This is a genomic window from Tabrizicola sp. BL-A-41-H6, assembly GCF_050632395.1.
Classification (GTDB): domain Bacteria; phylum Pseudomonadota; class Alphaproteobacteria; order Rhodobacterales; family Rhodobacteraceae; genus JAUYQR01.
Genome location: NZ_CP192600.1, coordinates 729,738 through 749,684 on the forward strand (window position 1 = coordinate 729,738; position 19,947 = coordinate 749,684).

General features: G+C 65.0%; 21 protein-coding genes. 7 read left to right on the plus strand and 14 right to left on the minus strand.

Going from position 1 to position 19,947, the window contains the following annotated elements; all coding sequences use genetic code 11:
* Positions 1-190: 190 nt before the first annotated feature.
* On the plus strand, positions 191-439 hold the full coding sequence (locus ACROUL_RS03635; RefSeq protein ID WP_431298186.1) for a hypothetical protein: 249 nt from the start codon (positions 191-193) through the stop codon (positions 437-439).
* 57 nt (positions 440-496) lie between these two features.
* On the opposite strand, the gene ACROUL_RS03640 is transcribed toward ACROUL_RS03635, so the two are convergent.
* The 7 genes from ACROUL_RS03640 to ACROUL_RS03670 are packed head-to-tail and all read right to left on the minus strand — an operon-like array spanning position 497 to position 7,722.
* The gene (locus ACROUL_RS03640) at positions 497-1,717 is read right to left on the minus strand and encodes a lytic murein transglycosylase (protein ID WP_431298187.1); all 1,221 of its coding nucleotides are present in this window, start codon (positions 1,715-1,717) and stop codon (positions 497-499) included.
* Positions 1,714-3,948 (minus strand): ribonuclease R, encoded by a 2,235-nt coding sequence (gene rnr, locus ACROUL_RS03645; protein WP_431298188.1) that lies wholly within the window; start codon positions 3,946-3,948, stop codon positions 1,714-1,716. The genes ACROUL_RS03640 and rnr overlap by 4 nt, the downstream gene beginning before the upstream one ends.
* A gap of 47 nt (positions 3,949-3,995) precedes the next feature.
* Positions 3,996-4,415, minus strand: coding sequence for a GNAT family N-acetyltransferase (locus ACROUL_RS03650; RefSeq protein WP_431298189.1), 420 nt, complete (start codon positions 4,413-4,415; stop codon positions 3,996-3,998).
* Positions 4,412-5,551, minus strand: coding sequence for a succinyl-diaminopimelate desuccinylase (gene dapE, locus ACROUL_RS03655; RefSeq protein WP_431298190.1), 1,140 nt, complete (start codon positions 5,549-5,551; stop codon positions 4,412-4,414). Before dapE ends, ACROUL_RS03650 begins: the two co-directional genes overlap by 4 nt.
* 9 nt (positions 5,552-5,560) lie before the next feature.
* Positions 5,561-5,902, minus strand: a complete 342-nt coding sequence (locus ACROUL_RS03660; protein ID WP_431298191.1) for a hypothetical protein — start codon at positions 5,900-5,902, stop codon at positions 5,561-5,563.
* Between the two features lie 18 nt (positions 5,903-5,920).
* The gene (gene dapD / locus ACROUL_RS03665; RefSeq protein ID WP_431298192.1) at positions 5,921-6,745 is read right to left on the minus strand and encodes a 2,3,4,5-tetrahydropyridine-2,6-dicarboxylate N-succinyltransferase; all 825 of its coding nucleotides are present in this window, start codon (positions 6,743-6,745) and stop codon (positions 5,921-5,923) included.
* Positions 6,746-6,804: 59 nt separating this feature from the next.
* Positions 6,805-7,722: a threonine/serine dehydratase gene (locus tag ACROUL_RS03670; RefSeq protein WP_431298193.1), complete on the minus strand. Its 918-nt coding sequence runs from the start codon at positions 7,720-7,722 to the stop codon at positions 6,805-6,807.
* 71 nt (positions 7,723-7,793) lie between these two features.
* Here ACROUL_RS03670 and ACROUL_RS03675 point away from each other — a divergent pair, with 71 nt between their 5' ends.
* Entirely contained in the window at positions 7,794-8,615 is an 822-nt protein-coding gene (locus ACROUL_RS03675) for an LOG family protein (protein ID WP_431298194.1), read from the plus strand.
* 12 nt (positions 8,616-8,627) lie between these two features.
* Positions 8,628-9,611, plus strand: a complete 984-nt coding sequence (locus ACROUL_RS03680) for a glycosyltransferase family 8 protein (protein ID WP_431298195.1) — start codon at positions 8,628-8,630, stop codon at positions 9,609-9,611.
* 8 nt (positions 9,612-9,619) lie between these two features.
* On the opposite strand, the gene ACROUL_RS03685 is transcribed toward ACROUL_RS03680, so the two are convergent.
* The gene (locus ACROUL_RS03685) at positions 9,620-10,831 is read right to left on the minus strand and encodes a winged helix-turn-helix domain-containing protein (RefSeq protein ID WP_431298196.1); all 1,212 of its coding nucleotides are present in this window, start codon (positions 10,829-10,831) and stop codon (positions 9,620-9,622) included.
* Between the two features lie 187 nt (positions 10,832-11,018).
* Between ACROUL_RS03685 and ACROUL_RS03690 the strand changes: the two genes are divergently transcribed.
* Positions 11,019-12,287, plus strand: coding sequence for a cation:proton antiporter (locus ACROUL_RS03690; RefSeq protein ID WP_431298197.1), 1,269 nt, complete (start codon positions 11,019-11,021; stop codon positions 12,285-12,287).
* 42 nt (positions 12,288-12,329) lie between these two features.
* On the opposite strand, the gene ACROUL_RS03695 is transcribed toward ACROUL_RS03690, so the two are convergent.
* From ACROUL_RS03695 to ACROUL_RS03705, 3 genes are all read right to left on the minus strand, one after another.
* Positions 12,330-12,875 (minus strand): DUF4142 domain-containing protein, encoded by a 546-nt coding sequence (locus ACROUL_RS03695; RefSeq protein WP_431298198.1) that lies wholly within the window; start codon positions 12,873-12,875, stop codon positions 12,330-12,332.
* A gap of 97 nt (positions 12,876-12,972) precedes the next feature.
* Positions 12,973-14,145: a 23S rRNA (adenine(2503)-C(2))-methyltransferase RlmN gene (gene rlmN / locus ACROUL_RS03700; RefSeq protein WP_431298199.1), complete on the minus strand. Its 1,173-nt coding sequence runs from the start codon at positions 14,143-14,145 to the stop codon at positions 12,973-12,975.
* Positions 14,146-14,271: 126 nt separating this feature from the next.
* Positions 14,272-14,790: an invasion associated locus B family protein gene (locus ACROUL_RS03705; protein WP_431298200.1), complete on the minus strand. Its 519-nt coding sequence runs from the start codon at positions 14,788-14,790 to the stop codon at positions 14,272-14,274.
* Between the two features lie 186 nt (positions 14,791-14,976).
* Here ACROUL_RS03705 and ACROUL_RS03710 point away from each other — a divergent pair, with 186 nt between their 5' ends.
* Both ACROUL_RS03710 and ACROUL_RS03715 read left to right on the plus strand, forming a co-directional pair.
* Positions 14,977-15,969 carry an asparaginase gene (locus tag ACROUL_RS03710; RefSeq protein WP_431298201.1) on the plus strand — a complete coding sequence of 331 codons (993 nt, stop codon included), beginning with the start codon at positions 14,977-14,979 and terminating at the stop codon, positions 15,967-15,969.
* A gap of 43 nt (positions 15,970-16,012) precedes the next feature.
* Positions 16,013-16,354: a DUF2794 domain-containing protein gene (locus ACROUL_RS03715; protein WP_431301240.1), complete on the plus strand. Its 342-nt coding sequence runs from the start codon at positions 16,013-16,015 to the stop codon at positions 16,352-16,354.
* Here ACROUL_RS03715 and ACROUL_RS03720 read toward each other — a convergent pair.
* From ACROUL_RS03720 to ACROUL_RS03730, 3 genes are all read right to left on the minus strand, one after another.
* The gene (locus tag ACROUL_RS03720; protein ID WP_431298202.1) at positions 16,351-17,166 is read right to left on the minus strand and encodes an NlpC/P60 family protein; all 816 of its coding nucleotides are present in this window, start codon (positions 17,164-17,166) and stop codon (positions 16,351-16,353) included. The genes ACROUL_RS03715 and ACROUL_RS03720 overlap by 4 nt on opposite strands.
* 99 nt (positions 17,167-17,265) lie before the next feature.
* Positions 17,266-18,654: a leucyl aminopeptidase family protein gene (locus ACROUL_RS03725; RefSeq protein WP_431301241.1), complete on the minus strand. Its 1,389-nt coding sequence runs from the start codon at positions 18,652-18,654 to the stop codon at positions 17,266-17,268.
* Between the two features lie 106 nt (positions 18,655-18,760).
* Positions 18,761-19,141 (minus strand): hypothetical protein, encoded by a 381-nt coding sequence (locus ACROUL_RS03730; protein ID WP_431298203.1) that lies wholly within the window; start codon positions 19,139-19,141, stop codon positions 18,761-18,763.
* A 157-nt stretch (positions 19,142-19,298) separates the two neighbouring features.
* On the opposite strand from ACROUL_RS03730, the gene ACROUL_RS03735 reads away from it, so the two are divergent.
* Positions 19,299-19,946 (plus strand): carbonic anhydrase, encoded by a 648-nt coding sequence (locus ACROUL_RS03735; RefSeq protein WP_431298204.1) that lies wholly within the window; start codon positions 19,299-19,301, stop codon positions 19,944-19,946.
* Position 19,947: the final 1 nt, after the last annotated feature.

Genomic DNA, 19,947 nt, shown 5'->3' on the forward strand with positions numbered 1-19,947 from the left:
ACAAAGCGACCGCAGCGAGCCAAGGAAATCGAGCAATTCGTGCGACGCGCGGGGCAAGCCGCACGCGCAGTAACAACTGAGCGAGTCCGCGTGTGGGGAGTGTGATTTCACATTCTGCCGCCGCAAGCCCACTTCGGTATCACCAGCCCAGAACGGGATGGAAGCAAATCGAAACATAAGGATACACGTCATGAAACGCATTCTTCTTGCCACCGCCCTGATCGCAGCCGCAGCCACCGGCGCCGTTGCCCAGACCGCCCCGGTCGCGCTGTCTTCGGCGATTACGACGCAGATCGAGGCTTGGGTTCCGGGTGCTGACCTGAGCAGCATCACCACCGCGCAGTACGCCCAGATCGTCGCCCTGTTTTCCAATTATGACAACCTGAGCGCAGGCAGCGACCCGGCCGGTCAGGTGAAGAAGATCCTGAACGCGCAATAAGGGCAGCGCCTTTGCAGAATCGCACAGGCCGGGGGCTTGCCCTCCGGCCTGAAAGCGTCAGCGCAGGCGGGTAAGGATATCGAGGCTGGGATAGCCGTCAGGCACGAGGCCGCGCACGGTCTGGAAGGCTTTGACGGCGGCGATTGTCTTTGGCCCCATCCGTCCGTCTACCCCACCGGGATCAAAGCCCGCGGCGCCAAGACGTTCCTGAAGTTCGCGCCGTTCCGGCAGGGTAAGGGCGCGCAGGTCGCGGGGCCAACTGGCAGCGATGGCGGGGCCCCCCTTGAGACGGTCGGCAAGGTGGCCGATGCCGATGACATAGGCGTCGGCGGTGTTGTATTTCTCGATCACCTGAAAGTTCGAGAAGATCAGGAAGGCCGCTCCGCGCGACCCGCCGGGCAGCAGGATCGAGGCGGGGCCGTAATCCGGAAGGCTGCCGCCTGACATGGGCTGCACGCCGAGGGCGGCCCAGTCGGCGACGGGCTTCCTGATCGCTTCGGTGGTCTGGTTGTAATCGAAGCCGTCGGGCAGTCGCACCTCCAGCCCCCAGAGCGCGCCCTTTTGCCAGCCCCAGTGGCGCAGGTAGGCGGCGGTCGAGGCCAGCGCATCGGCGGGATCGTCGGACCAGAGATTGCGCTTGCCGTCACCATCGAAATCGACGGCGAAGTTTTCCCACGAGGTCGGCATGAATTGGGTGTGGCCGCTGGCCCCGGCCCAACTGCCGCGAAAATCGGTGACGTGGCCGCCGTCGATGATCTTGAGCGCGGCGATCAGTTCCGCCTCGAAGAAGGCGGCGCGGCGGCCGTCATAGGCGAGGGTGGCGAGCGAGCCGATGACGGGGAGGTCGCCGCGGAAGGTGCCATAGGCACTTTCCAGCCCCCACACCGCAGTGACGATTTCCTTGTCGACGCCGTAGGTGTCCTCGATCCGGTCAAGAAGGGCGCTGTTGGCGGCCAGCGCCTTGCGGCCAAGCGCGATGCGGTCTTCGGAGACGGCGGTGTCGAGGTAATCCCAGATCGTCTTGGTGAATTCGTTCTGGTTGCGGTCGCGCTCGATGACCTTTGGGTTGAAGGCGACGTCGCGCATTGTTGCGTCGAAGGTGGCGGCGGGGATGCCGGCGGCAAGGGCGCGCGGGCGGAAGGTGTGAACCCAGGCGTCAAGGCCAGCTTGCGTTCCCATCGGGGGGGCCTCCATCGTGGCGTCGGGCAGGATCGTCTGGGCGGGGGCCGGGAGGGCGACCGCAAGCAGGGCAGAGAGGGTCGCTGACAGCAGCTTCATCGCCGTTTGCGCACCACGCCGCGGCGTTTGGCGGCGGCCTGAGTTGGTTTGCGCGGGGCGTAGCGGCTGCCTTTGCGCGGGGCGGTGGACAGGGGTTTGCCCTCGATTTCCAGCAGGTCCAGCGTAATGCCGCCAGTGACGGGCGTGGCCTCGGCCAGCCGCACGGTGACTTTTTGGCCAAGGCCGATGATGACGCCGGTGTCGGCGCCCATCAGGGTCTGGCTGCCTTCGTCGTAATGGAAGAACTCGCGCCCAACGGAGCGGATCGGAATCAACCCGTCAGCGCCGGTCTCGTCCAGTTTGACGAACAGGCCGAAGCGTTGGACGCCGGAAATGCGGCCGGTGAATTCGGCACCGACTCGGTCGGCGAGGAAGGCGGCAAGGTAGCGGTCGGTGGTGTCACGCTCGGCCGCCATGCTGCGACGTTCAGCATCGGAAATGAGCTTGGCGGTTTCTTCGAGGTTCTCGATATCCCACTGCGACAGGCCATCGCTGCCCCACTTGTGCCCGGCGATAAGGGCGCGGTGCACGATAAGGTCGGAATAGCGGCGGATCGGCGAGGTGAAGTGGGCGTAGTTCTGCAGGGCAAGGCCGAAGTGGCCGAAGTTTTCCGGGTGGTAATAGGCCTGCGTCATGGAGCGCAGGGTGGAGATGTTCATCAACTCGTCAAACTCGGTGCCTTGGGCCTGGGCCAGAAGGCGGTTGAGGTGGGCGGTTTTCAGGACTTGACCCTTGGCGAGAGTAAACCCGGACGCCTCGGCCACCTCGCGCAGGGCGTCAAGTTTCAGCATCGACGGCTCTTCGTGGACGCGGAACAGGAGCGGGCGTTTCAGGCGGATCAGTTCTTCGGCGGCGGCGACGTTGGCCGCGATCATGAATTCCTCGATCAGGCGGTGCGCGTCCAGCCGGTCGCGGAAGGCGACGGAGGTGACCTTGCCATCGTCATCCAGCACGATCTTGCGTTCGGGCAGATCAAGGTCGAGCGGCTGGCGCAAGGCGCGGGCTTTGGTGAGGGACGCATAAGCGGCGTAAAGCGGGCGGAGGATGGGGTCGAGAAGCGGGCCGGTCTTGTCATCGGGCTGGCCGTCAATGGCTGCCTGAACCTGACCGTAATGCAGCGAGCCTGCAGAGCGCATGATGCCACGCACGAAGCGGTGGCTGATCTTGTGGCCGGTGGCGTCAAAGCGCATCCGCACCGCAAGGCAGGCGCGGTCGACGTGTTCGTGCAAGCTGCAGAGGTCGCCGGAAAGCGTGTCGGGCAGCATCGGCACGACGCGGTCGGGGAAATAGGTGGAGTTGCCGCGCTTGCGCGCCTCGCGGTCAAGCGCGGAGCCGGGGGTGACGTAGTGGGCGACGTCGGCGATGGCGACCCAGATGATGTGGCCGCCGGGGTTGCCGGGTTCGTGGTCGGGTTCGGCGTAGACGGCATCATCGCGGTCGCGCGCGTCGATGGGGTCGATGGTGACGAGGGGGATGTCGCGCAGGTTGTCGCGGCCCGCGTCGGGGGCGGGTTTGGCGGCATCGGCCTCGGCAATGACGGCGTCGGGGAACTGGTCAGGAATGCCGTGCTGGTGGATGGCGATCAGGCTGACAGCGCGGGGGCCGGAGGGGTCGCCCAGCCGCGCGACGATGCGGGCTTGCGGCAGGCCCATCTTGCGGTTGCCGACAGTTTCCGCCTCGACCAGTTCGCCGTCGCGGGCGGACATGGTCATGTCGCGTGCGACGCGCCATTCCTTGTCGGCGCCCTTGTCGATCGGGACGATGCGACCACCTTCGGCATTGGCGCGGAAGATGCCAAGCAGTTTCAGAGGGTTGGAGCCGATGCGGCGGATCAGGCGGGCCTCATACTGATACTCGTCAAGGTCCACCTTGGCGAGGCGAGCGAGGATGCGGTCGCCTTCGCCCAAGGGCGGGTCGCCGGCCTTGGGGATGATGAGGATACGGGTGGACTCGTCGGCGCCATCTTCGAGCGGGCGGGCGAAAAGGTCGCCGTTCGTGTCCGGGGCCAGCACCATCAGCACGGCCACGGGGGGCAGGCTGCCCTTGTCGTGGAAGCGGCGGGCGGTCTTTTCGACGGTGCCTTCGGCCTCCATCTCTTTCAACAGGCGCTTGAGGTCGATCCGGGCATCGCCCTTGATGCCGAAGGCCTTGGCGATGTCGCGCTTGGCCGAGAGGCCGGGGTTTTCGGCGATCCAGGCGCGGATCTGGTCTTTGGTGGGCATTGGGTTCATGGCGCTGAGTTAGCACGGACGAGGCGCAAAGGCCACCTCGCGGGCGGTCAAAGCGTCAGGATCATGTCGCGGTGCGGGATGCCGGCTTGGAGGTATTCCGGCCCGGTGGCGGTGAAGCCGAGGCGTTCGTAAAACTCGAGGGCGTGGGTCTGCGCGCCAAGCTTTACTTTGGTGACGCCGGGAATGGTGCGAAACTCTGCCACGGCGGCGCGCATCAGGGCGGCGCCGAGGCCGGTGCCACGGGCATGGGCAAGGACGCAGACGCGGCCAACCTTGCCGATTTCGCCCTGAACGAGGAGACGGGCGCTGCCGACGGGGGTGCCGTTGTCGGTGGCGAGGATGTGGATCGCCGTGTCATCCATTCCGTCCACCTCGATCGCTTCGCTGACGCCCTGTTCTTCGATGAACACAGTGCGGCGCAGCGCGCGGCAGGCGGCGATGTCGCGGGTGGGCGCGATGTGGATCATGCGAAATAGTCGCGCAGGATGCGGCCGTAGATCGCCTTCAACTGGTGGATCTGGGCGACCGGGACGCGTTCGTCGACCTGATGCATGGTCTTGCCGACGAGGCCGAATTCGACGACCGGGCAGTGGTCTTTGACAAAGCGCGCGTCCGAGGTGCCGCCGGAGGTGGAGGCGACGGGTGCGCGCCCGGTTTCGGCCTGAACCGCCTTTGCGATAAGGGCGGAGAACTCGCCCGGCGGGGTGAGGAAGCTTTCGCCGGAGATGGACACGCGCAAGGCAATCTGCACGCCGGTTTCGGCTTCGACTGCCTTCGCCTCGTTGCAAAGCCAATCGGACAGCGACGCGCCGGAATGAAGGTCGTTGAAGCGGATGTTGACGGTGGCGGTGGCGCGGGCGGGGATCACGTTGTTGGCCGGATTGCCGCAGTCGATGGTGGTGATGGCGAGGGTGGAGGGGTCGAAATGATCGGTGCCTGTGTCAAGCGGTTCAGCCTCGAGCCGGGCGAGGAGGCGGACCAGCGCGGTCAGAGGGTTCCTGGCGCGGTGCGGGTAGGCGGAGTGGCCCTGCACGCCGGTCGCGGTGAAAAAGGCGGTCATCGAGCCGCGACGACCGATCTTCATCATCTCGCCCATCTCGTCGGGGCAGGTGGGCTCGCCGACAAGGCAGTGGGTCATGCGTTCGCCGTTTGCTGCCATCCAGTCGAGCAGGGCGAGGGTGCCGTCCTTGCCTTCGCCTTCCTCGTCGCCGGTGATGGTCAGGATCACCGATCCGTCGGGCGGGGTTTCGCGGACGAAGTCGATGGCGGCAGCGGCGAATGCAGCCACGCCGGATTTCATGTCGGTGGCGCCGCGGCCATACATCCAGCCGTCGACGATGGCCGCGCCGAACGGGTCATGCGTCCAGGCGGCGGCGTCGCCAACGGGGACAACGTCGGTATGGCCGTTGAAACCGAAGGATTTGTTGGCACCCTTGGCACCCCAGCGGGCGAAAAGATTGGCGATGCCGTTGCGGTCAACGCGCTGGCAGGTGAAGCCCCCATCTTGCAGCACCGCCTGCAATAATTGCAGCGCGCCCCCTTCTGACGGCGTGACCGAGGCGCAGCGGATCAGCTTGGCGGTAAGGTCGGCGGGATCGGTCATTGCGGTCTTTCAGTCGAAGAAAGGGGTCATCTCGGCTACGATGACGGAGTTTTCGTCGAGTGCGCGCTGCATCAGGGCGCGCTCGTCCTCGCCAACCTCGTCGCCGGCCTTCAGGCGTTCGTCGAGCGTGCCGTGGCCGGCGACATCCAACGGCGCGAGGTCGGCTTCCTTGAGGATCGCCACGGTTTCGCGCACGGCCTCGGCCTCGTCCACGCCCGAGGCGTAGATGATGAGCCCTGCGCCTGTCGCCTTGTCGGGCAGGCCGTCACCGGCCTTGCGGCCGACCTCGACGACAAGGGTGTAGACCTGCTGCGGGCGTTTCGGTTTCGCGGGGGCGTCTTCGTCAGTCATGGACCCTCCTATGGGCGATCAGTCGCGGAGCAGCTCGTTGATCGAGGTCTTCGAGCGGGTCTGGGCGTCGACCTTCTTCACGATCACGGCGCAGTAGAGGTTGATGCCGCCCTTCGACGGCATGGAGCCGGCGACAACCACCGATCCAGCGGGCACTTCGCCGTACATCACCGCGCCGCTTTCGCGGTCGACGATCTTGGTGGATTTGCCGATGAACACGCCCATTCCGAGAACCGAGCCTTCGCGGATGATGCAGCCTTCGACCACCTCGGAGCGGGCGCCGATGAAGCAATCATCCTCGATGATCGTGGGGCCGGCTTGCATGGGTTCAAGCACGCCACCGATGCCGACGCCGCCCGACAGGTGGACGTTGCGGCCAATCTGCGCGCAGGAGCCAACGGTGGCCCAGCCGTCGACCATCGAGCCTTCGCCGACATAGGCGCCGATGTTGACGAAGGAGGGCATCAGCACCACGCCCTTGGCGATGTAGGCCGAGCGGCGGACGATGGAGCCGGGAACAGCGCGGAAGCCTGCGGCGCGCCAGTCTGCCGCAGTCCAGCCTTGCCATTTGGAGGGCACCTTGTCCCACCAGTTCGACCCGCCGTTGGAGCCGGAGATTTCATACATGTCGGTCAGGCGGAACGACAGGAGGACGGCCTTCTTGGCCCATTGGTTGACGTGCCAGTCGTTGCCCCGCTTTTCGGCGACGCGCAGGGTGCCGCTGTCGAGTGCCGTCAGCGTGGCTTCGATCGCATCGCGGACCTCGCCTTTGGTGGCGGGGGTGATGCCGTCACGGGCCTCCCACGCGGCTTCGATGGCGGTTTCAAGGGCGGCGTTGGACATGGCGGGCCTCCTGCGGCAAAGGTCCCGGCCTTCTACTTGAAACCCGAGCGATCTTGCAATCAGCCATAAGGGGGCGGTGCGGGATTGGCCCCGCAAAGCAGAACGGCCAGCTTTTCGCCCTTCGCAGGCACATAGGCCCCCGACAAGAGGGCGGCCAGCGCCGTCGCCCCGCCCGGTTCCACCCATTGACGCAGACTGTCCCACAGCAGCCGCTGTGCCGCGAGGATCGCCGTGTCATCAACCAGCACGCTGGTGACGCCGGTCGCGGTCGCGAGATCGAAGCAGAGCTGTCCGATGAGCGGTGCACCAAGCGCATTTGCGGCGATGCCGGAAGGCGCGACGCGCATCGGTCTTCCTGCCTGCAGCGCCGCATACAGGGTTGGAGCCAGCATGGGTTCGACCGCGACCAGCTTGCGCTGCCGCCCCAGCCAGCCCATCGCCCCGCCAACCAATCCACCGCCGCCGACGGCGATGAACACGGTATCGGCCTTGAGGCCCTGAGCTTCCCATTCCCGCATCAGGGTGCCCTGACCGGCAAGGGTCTCGGGCGCATCGAACGGATGGACCTGCATTGCGCCGGTTCGTTCCGCATGGTCGTCGGCGGCGGCGAATGCACCCGATACCGCCCCCGGCACGATTTCCAGTTCGGCCCCTTGGGCGCGGATCAGCGCAATCTTCGCAGGCCCCGCAATTTCGGGGACAAAGATCCTGGCCTGATGCCCGAGCTTGCGCGCGGCAAACGCCACCGCCGCCCCGTGATTGCCACCCGAGGCCGCAACCACGCCTGCCGGGGGCACCGGCCCCTTGATCAGCCGGTTGAAGGCGCCGCGCGCCTTGAAGCTGCCGGTGTGCTGCAGGTGTTCGAGCTTCAGTTCGACAGGGCCGATGCCCGGGATGTCCACCTCCAGCACCGGGGTTACCCGCACATGCCCGGCAATCCGGCTTGCCGCAGTCTCGATCTCGCCGCGCCAGTCCATGACTGCCAACCTTTCCTTGCTCGTCCGAAGGCTATAGGTCTTGGCCCGATCGGGCAACAAAGGCCAAGGTGATGAAAGACGAACCCCGCAGCCATCCATTCCGTGATTCAACGGAGGATATCGCGGCGACCAAGCGCATCCCGGACACCCCGCAGACGCGGGCGCCGGCGTACCGCCTGGCGTTTGCGGACCGGGATTTCATGACGCGCGAGGAGTTGCGGCCGGTGCGGCTGCAGCTTGAGCTTCTGAAGCCGCAAATGATCATGGACGAGCGGGGCATTGAATCGACCATCGTGCTTTTCGGCGGCGCGCGCATCCCGGCCCCGGAACACCGTGACCACGCACGGACCCCGATGCTGGCGAACCTGTCGCGATATTACGACGAGGCGCGGCGTTTTGCGCGGCTGATGACCGAGCGGAGCCTTGAAAGCTATGGCCGCGAGAACGTCATCGTCACTGGTGGCGGGCCGGGGGTAATGGAGGCGGGCAACCGTGGCGCTGACGATGCGGGCGGGCAGTCGATCGGGCTGAACATCGTGCTGCCGCACGAACAGGCGCCGAATGCCTATGTTACGCCGGACCTGTCGTTCAACTTTCACTATTTCGCGATCCGCAAGATGCATTTCCTGATGCGTGCGAAGGCAGTCTGCATCTTTCCGGGCGGCTTCGGGACACTGGACGAGATGTTCGAAAGCCTGACCCTGATCCAGACCCGACGGATGAAGGCGATCCCGTTCCTGCTGTTTGGCCGCGAATGGTGGGAGACGGTTATCAACTGGGGGCATCTGGCCGAGGCCGGGGTGATCAGCCCCGAAGACCTCAAGCTGTTCGTCATGGTCGAGACGGCGGAAGAGGCGATAGGCGTGATCGACGCCTGGGAAGAGCCGTGCTGAGGAGCGGGTGCGATGCGTGAGGCGTGCGTGGTCGTGTGTTCCGATGCGGCTTGGGCCTGGCAAAGTGCGTTTGTGCTGGCGCGTTCGATCGGTTTCGATGCTGACCGAAAGTTGGACCATCATGCCTATCTGATCGGCGAGGTATCGAACGACGCGGTGTCAGCCTTTCCGGCCGAGGCGGTCATCCACCGTCTGGAGAGCTATCCCGACAATTTTGCCTACGACTGCACCAACCACGTCCCGAAGGCGGCAATGCTGCGGCTGTTCGCGCTGGAAGAGCTGGCGACCCGGTATCGACGGGTGATCTATCTGGATGGCGACATCTACCAAGCTTGGGGATCATTGGCTGATTTGCTTGCCTTGCCCGAGACGGGACGGCCTTTGGCCGCTGTCCGCGATCGGTCGCACTGGTTTGATCGACCCCGGCTTAGAGAACAAAAGACCTATGTAGGGCGCCTTAATCCCGCGATTGGCGAGCGGTACTTCAATTCGGGTATGATGGTGGTCAACGGGCCGGTGTGGGACGCGGGCCGGTACAGCCGCGCCGCGTTGCAGTTCTTTTCCGCCAACGCAGAGCGCTGCCGCTATGGCGACCAGTCCGCGCTGAACGGAGTTGTCGAAGGAAATTGGGACAGCCTGTCGCCCGGCTGGAATTGGCAGATTTCAAAGACCAGTTTTCCCCTGTTGGCTGGCCGAAATCCGCGATTGGTGCATTTTACCGGGCCGACGAAACCCTGGGCAGACCGGCTGCGCCTGTTCGATGGCCGTGTTTTTGAGGCGATGAAGGCCTTTCTGGAGGCGGGGAAGCTATTGCATCTGCTGGATCCGGCCACCACCCCGGACAGCTTTACCGCAAGCCAAGAACGGCGGCGGATGCTTGCGCTTGAACCCTACGCCGGCGATGCGGTGCAGAAGCGCGAGAAGGTGAAACAATTCCTCGACCTGCCTACGCATGTGGATATTGCACAAGGCCTGACGGCCTACGACATGGCCTGATCGGGTGGTCAGGTGCCCCGCAGAAGGGGCGTACGCTGCCATCCCTCAAGGTACTCCACCCGCGCGCAGCCCGAAAAGCGCGCAATTCGGTCCAGTTCCGCCTCCAGCCGTGCGCGGCGGGAGGCGCCCAGTTTGACGCCCGCCTCGGGCCAGAACGACTTGACGCGCAGGGTGGCTTCGTCGCGGTGGGCCTTGGCGTCGATGCGGGCGATCAGGCGGTCGCCTTCAAGGATCGGGAATACGTAGTAGCCGTAGATACGCTTTGGTTCGGGGACGAAAACCTCGATCCGATAGCGAAATCCGAACAGGTGTTCGGCGCGGTCGCGGTCGCGCAGGGCGGGGTCGAAAGGCGACAGGATGCGCAGGCGGGCGGTCGGTTCGGGCGGGGTTGCGGCAAGGGTCGAGGGGCGGATCAGCGCGCGGCGGAGCTGGCCAGTGGAGCCTTCGACGTCGATCTCGATCACGTCGCCGGACGCGAGGGCTGCTTTGGCCCATGCCTTCGCTTCGTCCGGTGAAATAGTGTTCCAGTAGGCGGCAAGCTCGCCAGGGGTGGCGAAGCCGAGACGGTCAAGCGCGGTGGTGCAGGCCCAGTCGACCAAGATTTCGGCGGGAACCTGCGTGCGGTGCGGTGCGGGGATCACGCGTTCGGTCAGATCGTAGATTTTGCGAAACCCGTCGCGCCGGGTGACGGCGATCTGCCCGGTGCGCCAAAGCCATTCGAGCGCGGTCTTCGAGGGATGCCAATCCCACCAGCCGCCCTTGCCGCGCACCTCGCCCTCGCCGACATCGGCGGTGCCAACGGGGCCGTCACGGGCAATGCGGTTCAGGATGGTGTCGAACTGCGCCTCATACCCCTCGCGGAAGAACTTGCGCCAGTTGCGGTGCAGCCGTTCAGCATCGCGCTGGAAACGGTGCTGCCAGACGCCGTGCAGGCCCACCGGCAGGATCGAGGCATCGTGCGTCCAATGTTCCCAAAGGCTGCGGTCACGTTCCAGCAGGCGTTTCAGTGCGTCGGGGCGATAGGTCTGGCGGCGGGCGAACAGGATCATGTCGTGCGCCCGCGCGACGGTGTTGATGCTGTCGACCTGCACGAAACCGATGCGGTCGATCAGGTCATGCAGCGCCTGCCCGGTGGCCGCGCCGACCGGGGCTTCGGCCAAGGCGTGCCGGTCAAGAAACAGGTGACGCGCGCGCCGGTTGGAAAGCAGCGGAAGGGCCATGCGTCGTGGCTATCAGGGCCAGCGCAAAGGTCAACAGGCGGAGGTCCGGAAATCCTGAAACATTGCTACCGAAATCGCAGGAAATCGTGACCGCACAAAGCCTTGCAGCGGGTTGACCAGCGGGATCGCGTGCTTACCTATTGTTGGCTTATATCCCCATTCAATGCGCTTTGACCGCGGAGGTGACGTGCCCCACGATATGCCCCTTATCACTACTATGGCCGTTGGCCTGGCGATTGCCTTCATCCTTGGTCTTGTGGCGCATCGGCTGCGGATGCCGCTGATTGCGGGGTATCTGGCTGCAGGGGTCATCATCGGTCCGTTCACACCCGGTTATGTGGCCGATCAGGACATCGCGGCACAACTGGCCGAGATGGGGGTGATCCTGCTGATGTTCGGGGTGGGGCTGCATTTTTCGGTCAAGGACCTTTTGTCGGTGAAGGCGATCGCCGTGCCGGGTGCCTTGGTGCAGATCGGGGTGGCCACGGCGGCGGGCGCGCTTTTGGGATGGCTATTGGGCTGGGGGATCGGCGGCGGGCTGTTGTTCGGGCTGGCGCTGTCGGTTGCGTCAACGGTCGTGCTGCTGCGCGCGTTGCAGGAGCGGGATCTGATTGCCACCGAAAAGGGCCGAATCGCGGTTGGCTGGCTGATCGTGGAAGATCTGGTGATGGTGCTGGCGCTGGTGCTGATCCCGCCCTTGGCCGGGCTGCTGGGCGGGCAGGAGCAGCCCTTGGATGCCGAGACGGCGCATGTGGCGCAGTATGGCCTTGGCACCGTGGGTGCGACGATCCTTGTAACCTTCGCGAAGGTTGCGGCGTTCGTGGCGATCATGCTGGTCGTCGGGCGTCGGGTCATTCCTTGGGCGCTGGAGTTCGCGGCGAACACCGGGCAGCGGGAGCTGTTCCGCCTGTCGGTGCTGGCGATTGCGCTGGGCGTCGCTGCCGGGGCGGCGGCGGTGTTCGGGGTGTCGCTGGCCTTGGGCGCGTTCTTTGCCGGGATGGTAATGGCGGGGTCGACGCTTTCGGCGCAGGCCCTGAAGGACACGCTGCCGTTCCGCGATGCCTTTGCGGTGTTGTTCTTCGTGTCGGTGGGGATGCTGTTTGACCCGACCGTGCTGTGGGAACAGCCCTTCTCGGTGATGGTGACGATTTTGATCATCATCGGGGTGAAAAGTGCGGCGGCCTACGGGATCGTGCAGGCGTTCGGACATGACCGCACGACCGGCCTGACCATCGCCGCCGCTTTGGCGCAGATCGGCGAGTTTTCGTTCATCCTCATCGTGATGGGGGTAAAGCTGGACATCGTGCCGACCGACGCGCGCGATCTGGTGGTGGCGGGGGCGCTTTTCTCGATTCTCGTCAACCCGCTTCTGTTCAGGATGCTGTTTCCACCAAATGCCGCGGATGAGCCGAAGGCAGAGCCTGAGATTGCCGCCGAGGCGGAGGCACGGGCGTGAGAAAGCGGCCCGGAGAGTTACCGGGCCGCAAAGGGCAGTGCTTCATACTTCGGACAGCGGACCGACCTCGGCCAGATGGTCCTTCAGCTTTGGCAGCGTTTCGGTGGCGAAGGTCTTGAGCGGGCCACCGGGACCCTGGTTCGAATAGCCTTCAAACAGGTCGACCGCCTCGGTGTGGGCAGCGAGTTGCGCGCCAAGGTAAGCTGCGTCGAAATCGGCGGGTTCCGAGCTGGTCAGGTTGTCAAGCTGCGCCTGATGGTCTGGCATCAGCGCTTCGGTCGCGGTCAGGCCCTCTTCGGTGGCGGCGGCCATCATGCGCTCGCCGGCGGCGGTGTGGTCGGCGATCATCTTTTCTGCGAAAGCGCGGACCTCTTCCGACTGCGCCTTTTCCAGCGCGATCTGGCTCGACTGGATCTCAAAGAGGTTCGACGAAGCAGCGCGTTCCGCAAAGCCTTGCGCGGTGGTCATCGCGGCGCGAATCTCGTCGGCCGAGGGTGGTGTGACATCCTTCTGTTCGCTGGTCTGCGCGGACAGGGGTGTTGCAAGGAAAAGCAGCGTTGCGGTCAGGGCGAGGGGCTTGGCTAGCATGAGAGCGGCTCCTGTGTGAGGTTATGGCGCCCCAACACGCAGTTGCCGCATATGTTCCGGTCAGGACCGGTTCAGTCCTTGATGCTTATGCCGTCTGTCAGAGGCCCGCTTCGGCGGCGATCTGCGCTTTTGATTTCCGAGCGCGTTCGGTGGCGGATTTCAACTGGCCACAGGCGGCCATGATATCTTCACCGCGCGGAGTGCGGATAGGGCTGGCATAGCCTGCGTTGTAGATGATGTCGGCAAAGGCGTGGATGCGGTTGCCGGAGGACCGCTTGTAGGGCGCCCCGGGCCATTCGTTGAACGGGATCAGGTTCACTTTGGCGGGGATGCCCTTGAGAAGCTCGACGAGCCGGTAGGCGTCTTCCTTGGTGTCGTTGATGCCGTCGAGCATGACGTATTCGAAGGTGATCCGTTCGCTGTTCGACAGGCCGGGATAGGCCTTCAACGCCTCGAGCAGGGTGGCGATGTTCCAGCGCTTGTTGATCGGGACCAATTGATCGCGCACCTCGTCAGTGGTGGCGTGGAAACTGACGGCAAGCAGGCAGCCGATTTCGGTCGCGGTGCGGGCGATTTCGGGAACGACGCCCGAGGTTGACAGCGTGATGCGGCGGCGGCCAAGGGCGATGCCCTCGTTGTCCATCACCACTTTCATCGCGTCGCGGACGTTGTCGAAGTTGTAAAGCGGCTCGCCCATGCCCATCAGCACGATGTTGGAGATGAGGCGGGTTTCATCCTTGGGCGCGCCCTGAACCGGCCATTCGCCAAGGTCATCGCGCGCCAGCATGACCTGCCCGACAATCTCGCCTGCCGTCAGGTTGCGGACCAGCTTTTGTGTGCCGGTGTGGCAGAACGAACAGGTGAGCGTGCAGCCGACCTGGCTGGAGATGCACAGAGTGCCCCGGTCGGTTTCGGGGATGTAGACCACCTCGACCTCGTGCCCGCCAGCGATGCGGACAAGGTATTTGCGGGTGCCATCCTCGGAAATCTGGCGGGTGACGACCTCGGGCAACTCAATGGTGAAATGGGCGGCGAGAAGCGCGCGGTAGTCTTTTGCAAGGTTGGTCATGGCCGCGAAATCGCGCACGCCCCAGTGGTAGACCCACTGCCAAAGCTGGCCGAGGCGCATCTTGGCCTGCTTTTCCGGCGTGCCGGCGGCGATCAACGCCTCGCGCAGCGCGTCGCGCGTGAGGCCGACGATGTTGGTCTTGTCGGTTTCCGGCAGCTTTCGCGGCAGGGTCAGGACATCCTGGGTGATCGGGGCAGTCATGAAGCAGATCTTTCGTTCGGGCCTTGCGACAGGCGATCTGGGACGTGTGTGTGGCGGATATAGGGGATCGCCCTGCAAAACAAAAGCGCCCCGGTGACGGGGCGCCGTGGGTATTTCAGGCGTTGGCTACTTGCAGCGCTGTTCGGCGTCGGTCATCGCGGCAGTGAAGCCGCGCAGGCTGAAGGTGTCCTTCGTCTCGGTGCCCTTGCCCGAGCGCGCGGTCAGCGTGGCCGAGGTGCCATTCTTCATTGCGGCCAAGAGGGTTGCGTCATCCTCGGGGCTTCCCGGCCACGCCCATTCGCCGTCGGTGAACAGTTGGTAGGGATTGCCGTCAACCGCTACCTCAACCGTGGACCCGCTTGCAAAAGGGTAGCCGCCGGTGAACGAAATCTCGCCCGGCTTGCCGGGACGGAAGGTCACGAACAGAAGGATGTCGCCGCGGCGCACCGAAACCGGCTGGCCATCCCGGCTGTTGATGGTTTCCTTGGGTTTCGAGACGCCCCAGCACTCTTTGGGGCTTTCCTCGGTGAACACGTTCCAATCCGTCATCGTGGCGACGCGGTTGGTGGATTCCTGGGCGAACGCGCCGCCGGCCATAAGGGAAAACGCTGCGACCCCAAGGGCGCGACCGAAAAGGGAAGTCATGTCTGACGCAGCCTCCAAGCTGTCTTATGCCTCTTGCCCGGACACCCTGCCTGCCAACCTGCTGGATTGGGCGGCTTTTGCTGTGGCGCCGAGCATTTCAACCCGATATCCCACCCTTAACCCAAGAACGCCAATTCTTGAAAGCCCTCTGCGCGTAAAATCGCGCATCTGTTACGGAGCAAGACGATGACCAACCCACATCCCCTGGCCAATCTGTGGCGCGGCGGGCTTCTGGAAAGCAGCCATCTTGGGCACGCGGTGATCTGCGATGCCAAGGGAGTGGCCGAAGCGTGGGGCAACCCGGACACGGTGATCTTTCCACGTTCGTCGTGCAAGATGATCCAGGCATTGCCCCTGATCGAGACGGGTGCCGCAGCTGCGGTCGGGCTGACCGACGCGCAGCTGGCCTTTGCCTGCGCCAGCCATCAGGGCGAAGCGCGGCATGTGAAGCTGGCGGGCGACTGGCTGGCGGCGATCGGCCTTGCCGAGCCGGACCTGCGCTGCGGCGCGCATGAACCCTACGACCGGGACGAACGCAACCGGCTGATCAAATCCGACGAAAGCCCGTGCCAGTTGCACAACAACTGTTCGGGCAAGCATTGCGGTTTTCTGACCGTGACGCGGCACCTGAAGGCTGGGCCGGAATACGTCGAAATCGACCACCCGCTGCAGCGCGCGATCCGCGAGGCGACCGAAGAGGTGACGGGCGAAACCGTGGCCGGATATGGCATCGACGGCTGTTCCGCGCCGAATTTCGCGATGTCGCTCGCCGGTCTTGCGCGGGCGATGGCACGGTTCGCCACGGCGCGCGATACCGGCGATACACGGCAACGCGCGATGTACCGGCTGGCGCGGGCGATGGCGACATACCCCGAAAACGTCGCCGGCGAGGGCCGGGCCTGCACCGAACTGATGCGCGCAATGGGCGGCAGGGTGGCGCTCAAGACCGGGGCCGAGGCGGTGTTCGTGGCGATTCTTCCCGAGCAGGGCCTTGGTATCGCGCTCAAGGTCGTCGATGGCGGCACGCGGGCGGCCGAGGCGGCAATTGCCGCGCTTCTGGTGCGCGCAGGGGTGTTGGAGGCGGACCATCCCGCCACGCGCAAGCGGCTGAACACAGTGCAGACCAACTGGCGCGGGATCGAGACCGGAACCTTTCGCGCCGCACCAGGGTTTCCGTAACGCTTGATTTGGGAACGGAAGGGCGTAGACTTTCACGATGAATATGGAAGCTCCGACCCCGTTCCCCGCCAGCCAGCGCCTGTATGAAGACGTCAGCTTTGACCGCAAGGAACTGGGGCTGATCCTGCGGCTTTACGGCCAGATGGTCGCTGCCGGTGAGTGGCGCGATTACGGCATTTCCTGTCTGCGCGATCTGGCGGTGTTCTCGGTATTCCGGCGTACAGCGGAAAATCCGCTTTACCGCATCGAAAAGCGGCCACGCCTGCGCGGCAAGCAGGGGCTTTATGCCGTGGTCGGGATGGATGGGCAGGTCTTGCGCCGTGGTCACGACCTGCCGTCGGTGCTGCGGGTGCTGGAGCGCAAGCTGATCCGGGCCGTCGACTAAAGCCTTCGGCGCGCGATAACCGGCCCGCCACCTTGGCTGGCGATGCGGGCTATGGTTTCTACGATGCCCTCATACGCCACCGACATGCTGTGACCGTTGGAGTGGATCAGCCGGTCGGGCCCGGTGACAATGGCCACATGCCCCTTCCAGAACAGAAGATCGCTGCGCTGCAGTGCATCCCCGTCGCTCAGGGCTGCACCAAGCGCTTGCTGCATGTCGCTGTCGCCGGGGCAGTCGAGACCTGCCGCATGCAGCGAAACCTGCGCTAGACCGGAACAATCCAGCCCGGCCCGCGAATTGCCGCCCCAGAGGTAGGGCGTCCCGATCAGGCTTTCGGCGACGGATACCGGATCGCCGGCCCAGTCGCCAAGCCGCCGCACATGGACTGCCGGCACGAAGCCAAGCGTGGTTTCGGCCCAGGTCCCATGAGTGCCGGTCACGCAGAGCTTGGCCCCGAGGCTTAGCGCAATGCGTTCGCGCGCCTGCACCCTCGGCTCGGGGTAGACATGCGTGGCGGGGGCCGAAACCCAGTGCGTCGGCGGGCTGGCGTCGCCCACCGCAGCCTCGTCCAGCCAGCCGCAGTAGCCGTCTTTCGCCGTCTGGACAAAGCAATGGCCTTGGTCCCGGTCGACCACCGTGACCGCATCGCCCAGAAGGATCTGCCGATCCCGCGCCCCGCCCGGCTTGGCAAGCAGATCGGCCAGCGGAACGACAACCTGCGCGGCCTCGCCCGCTGTCAGCGGAGCGTCGATCCGGCCTTGCAACGCGGTCAGCGCCACGCGGCCGGAAAACGGTGTCAGACGGCGATCCATCGTCCCTCTCCACTGGTCGGCTGCATGGTGTCTTCCTCTTTGCAGAAATATCCAACGGGAGGTCCGGAGGGTGTGAAACCCTCCGGTCCCACCGCCGGGTCAGATGCCCAGCATCGCAGGCAAGGCTCCAAGAACCGCCCGCGCACCCTGACCCGCGCCTCCCTTGGGTCGCGCAGGTTGGTCGGTGGGCACATGACCGTAGATGTCGAAATGCAGGTAGCGCCCTGTCGTCACGAAGCGGCGCAGGAACAGCGCTGCGGTGATAGACCCGGCAAAACCAAAGCCGGGGGCGTTGTCCAGATCGGCGATGCCGGGTTCGATGACGCTTTCGTAAGCGTCGTGGAACGGCAGGCGCCAGACCGGATCGAAACCCGCCACCGCACCCGCCTCCAGCGCTGCGACAATGCCCGCGTCGTCACAGTAATAGGGGGCAAGATCCGGTCCAACGGCAACGCGGGCGGCCCCCGTCAGGGTGGCCATCGACACCAGCGCGTCGACGTCCTCCTCGCAGGCGTAGGCCAGCGCGTCGGCCAGCACCAGTCGGCCTTCGGCATCGGTATCGTTCACCTCGACCGTCAGGCCCTTGCGGCTGGTCAGGATGTCCTTCGGGCGCTGGGCATTGCCCGAGATCACGTTTTCGACCGCAGGCACCAGCACCCGCAGGCGCAGCGGCAGGTTCAGCGCCATGATCATCCGCGCAAGGCCAAGCACGGTTGCGGCTCCGCCCATGTCCTTCTTCATCAAGCTCATGCCCGACGATGGTTTGATGTTCAGTCCGCCTGTGTCGAAGCACACGCCCTTGCCGACCAGCGTCAAGCGCGGTCCGGCGTGGCCCCAGCGCATTTCCAGCAGGCGGGGCGCGCGGGGCGAGGCGCGGCCCACGGCGTGGATCATCGGGAAGTTCTGCGCCAGAAGGTCATCGCCGCGCACCACGTTCGTAAAGCAGGAAAACTCGTCCGCGAGGGCGAGGAATGCCGTCTCAAGCTCGGCCGGACCAAGGTCCAGCGCGGGGGTGTTGATGAGGTCGCGGGTCAGGAACTCGCCTTCGGCCATCGCGGTAAGGCGTCCCGCGTCCACGCCTTCGGGGCAGCACAGGCGCGGCAGCGATGCGGGCTTGCGCCCGGGGCGATAGCGGTCGAACCGGTAACCCGCCAGCAGCCAGCCAAGGGCGGCCTCGGTCCGTTCGGCAATATCAAGCGAGCCGTGCAGGGCCCAGTTGCCCGCAGGCAGCGTGGTTGCGGCCTTGGCCAGCCCGAAGCGCTGGCGTCGGCGCGCCATGTCGGTGCCAAGCCCGACCACAGCCCCGGCGACCGTGGCATCCGCGCTGGGCAGCAGCCGCACGTCGCCGAGGCCGGCCTCGAACCCCGACGCGGTCAGCCAGCCTTGCCAGCGCGCGCCCGGCCCGGCCAGAAACGTTGGCAGGTCATTGGCGCGCACGGCGTGCAGCGGCAGGCTTGGTACGCCGGCGTCGGTGAAGGCCGGTTTCAGCTGATCTTGTGACATGACAGGCTTTTGGTTGCTGCGGATGCAAGGGTTCTAGGCCCGGCTGCATCGCAGGTCCAGTACGCTGATCGCGCCGCGTGTGCATGGCCGATCAGACCGACAGGTCGGCAAACCCTTCGTCCTGCGCGATCGACCGTTCGGCAACCCGCAGCAGGCGCGCCCAAACGGCGGCGAAGGCAGTATTGTCGGACCGTTCAAGGCAGATGCGGACATCATCGGACACCGCGCCAAGGCTGGTCAGGCCCAGGTTTTCGGCCATCCGCCGCAGCCGCGTCAACTGCCGCGCGAGGTCGGCCAGATCGTGCGACTTTACCTGAGCCGCGATGCCCGCCATGGTCAGCGCAAGTTCGCCAAGCGCGCGCGTCACCATCTGTTCCGCCGTCTGCGCGCCAAGATTGCGGTAGATCGCGGCGATCGGTTCGGCGTCCTGACGCACGACTTCACGCGGCCTGAGAGCCGTTATCTTGTTCATCTGGTTACCCCAACCGTTGCCCATCACACCCGACACCATGTTTTGCGCGCCATGCTGAAGATTTCGTTGCAGGCGGGGTTGCGGCGGCAGAATTTGCCTCTCGAATTTTCGCCAAATGCCGCCTAGACAGCGAAGGTCCGACCGAAGGAAGCGCCTGATGCAGTTCGTTCGTCCCTTGCCCGGCTACCTGATCCAGCGGTTTCAGGGCTGGCGCGCGACCACCTATCAGGAAAACCGGGCGTGGTATCGCAGGCTTGCCGCATCCGGCCAGCATCCGCGGGCGATGGTGATTTCCTGCTGCGACAGCCGGGTGCATGTCACCTCGATCTTCGGGGCGGACGAGGGCGAGTTCTTCATCCACCGCAACGTCGCCAACCTTGTGCCGCCCTATAACCCCGATGGCGAGTATCACGGCACTTCGGCGGCGGTGGAATATGCGGTCAGCAGCCTTGGCGTGGCGCATATCGTGATCTTGGGCCATTCCAACTGCGGCGGCGTGAAAGGCTGCCATGACATGTGTTCGGGGCTGGCGCCGGAACTTGAGGCGAAGTCTTCCTTCGTGGGCCGATGGATGGATATCCTGCGCCCCGGCTATACCCGTGTGGCGCATCTGGATGCCGATCAGATCATGCCGGCGCTTGAAAAGGAGGCCGTCCTGATCAGCCTCGAGAACCTGCTGACCTTTCCCTTCGTCAAGGAGGCGGTCGAAGATGAACGGCTGACCCTGCATGGCCTGTGGACCGATACCGGCGAGGGCGGGCTGGAATACTACGACCCGGCGCATAACGCGTTCGTGGCGGTGTAGG

Bases quoted from the DNA above. Each gene is read 5' to 3' on its own strand.
- ACROUL_RS03635 (WP_431298186.1), top strand. From the start codon at position 191: ATGAAACGCATTCTTCTTGCCACCGCCCTGATCGCAGCCGCAGCCACC.
- ACROUL_RS03640 (WP_431298187.1), bottom strand. From the start codon at position 1,717: ATGAAGCTGCTGTCAGCGACCCTCTCTGCCCTGCTTGCGGTCGCCCTC.
- rnr (WP_431298188.1), bottom strand. From the start codon at position 3,948: ATGAACCCAATGCCCACCAAAGACCAGATCCGCGCCTGGATCGCCGAA.
- ACROUL_RS03650 (WP_431298189.1), bottom strand. From the start codon at position 4,415: ATGATCCACATCGCGCCCACCCGCGACATCGCCGCCTGCCGCGCGCTG.
- dapE (WP_431298190.1), bottom strand. From the start codon at position 5,551: ATGACCGATCCCGCCGACCTTACCGCCAAGCTGATCCGCTGCGCCTCG.
- ACROUL_RS03660 (WP_431298191.1), bottom strand. From the start codon at position 5,902: ATGACTGACGAAGACGCCCCCGCGAAACCGAAACGCCCGCAGCAGGTC.
- dapD (WP_431298192.1), bottom strand. From the start codon at position 6,745: ATGTCCAACGCCGCCCTTGAAACCGCCATCGAAGCCGCGTGGGAGGCC.
- ACROUL_RS03670 (WP_431298193.1), bottom strand. From the start codon at position 7,722: ATGGACTGGCGCGGCGAGATCGAGACTGCGGCAAGCCGGATTGCCGGG.
- ACROUL_RS03675 (WP_431298194.1), top strand. From the start codon at position 7,794: ATGAAAGACGAACCCCGCAGCCATCCATTCCGTGATTCAACGGAGGAT.
- ACROUL_RS03680 (WP_431298195.1), top strand. From the start codon at position 8,628: ATGCGTGAGGCGTGCGTGGTCGTGTGTTCCGATGCGGCTTGGGCCTGG.
- ACROUL_RS03685 (WP_431298196.1), bottom strand. From the start codon at position 10,831: ATGGCCCTTCCGCTGCTTTCCAACCGGCGCGCGCGTCACCTGTTTCTT.
- ACROUL_RS03695 (WP_431298198.1), bottom strand. From the start codon at position 12,875: ATGCTAGCCAAGCCCCTCGCCCTGACCGCAACGCTGCTTTTCCTTGCA.
- rlmN (WP_431298199.1), bottom strand. From the start codon at position 14,145: ATGACTGCCCCGATCACCCAGGATGTCCTGACCCTGCCGCGAAAGCTG.
- ACROUL_RS03705 (WP_431298200.1), bottom strand. From the start codon at position 14,790: ATGACTTCCCTTTTCGGTCGCGCCCTTGGGGTCGCAGCGTTTTCCCTT.
- ACROUL_RS03710 (WP_431298201.1), top strand. From the start codon at position 14,977: ATGACCAACCCACATCCCCTGGCCAATCTGTGGCGCGGCGGGCTTCTG.
- ACROUL_RS03715 (WP_431301240.1), top strand. From the start codon at position 16,013: ATGGAAGCTCCGACCCCGTTCCCCGCCAGCCAGCGCCTGTATGAAGAC.
- ACROUL_RS03720 (WP_431298202.1), bottom strand. From the start codon at position 17,166: ATGGATCGCCGTCTGACACCGTTTTCCGGCCGCGTGGCGCTGACCGCG.
- ACROUL_RS03730 (WP_431298203.1), bottom strand. From the start codon at position 19,141: ATGAACAAGATAACGGCTCTCAGGCCGCGTGAAGTCGTGCGTCAGGAC.
- ACROUL_RS03735 (WP_431298204.1), top strand. From the start codon at position 19,299: ATGCAGTTCGTTCGTCCCTTGCCCGGCTACCTGATCCAGCGGTTTCAG.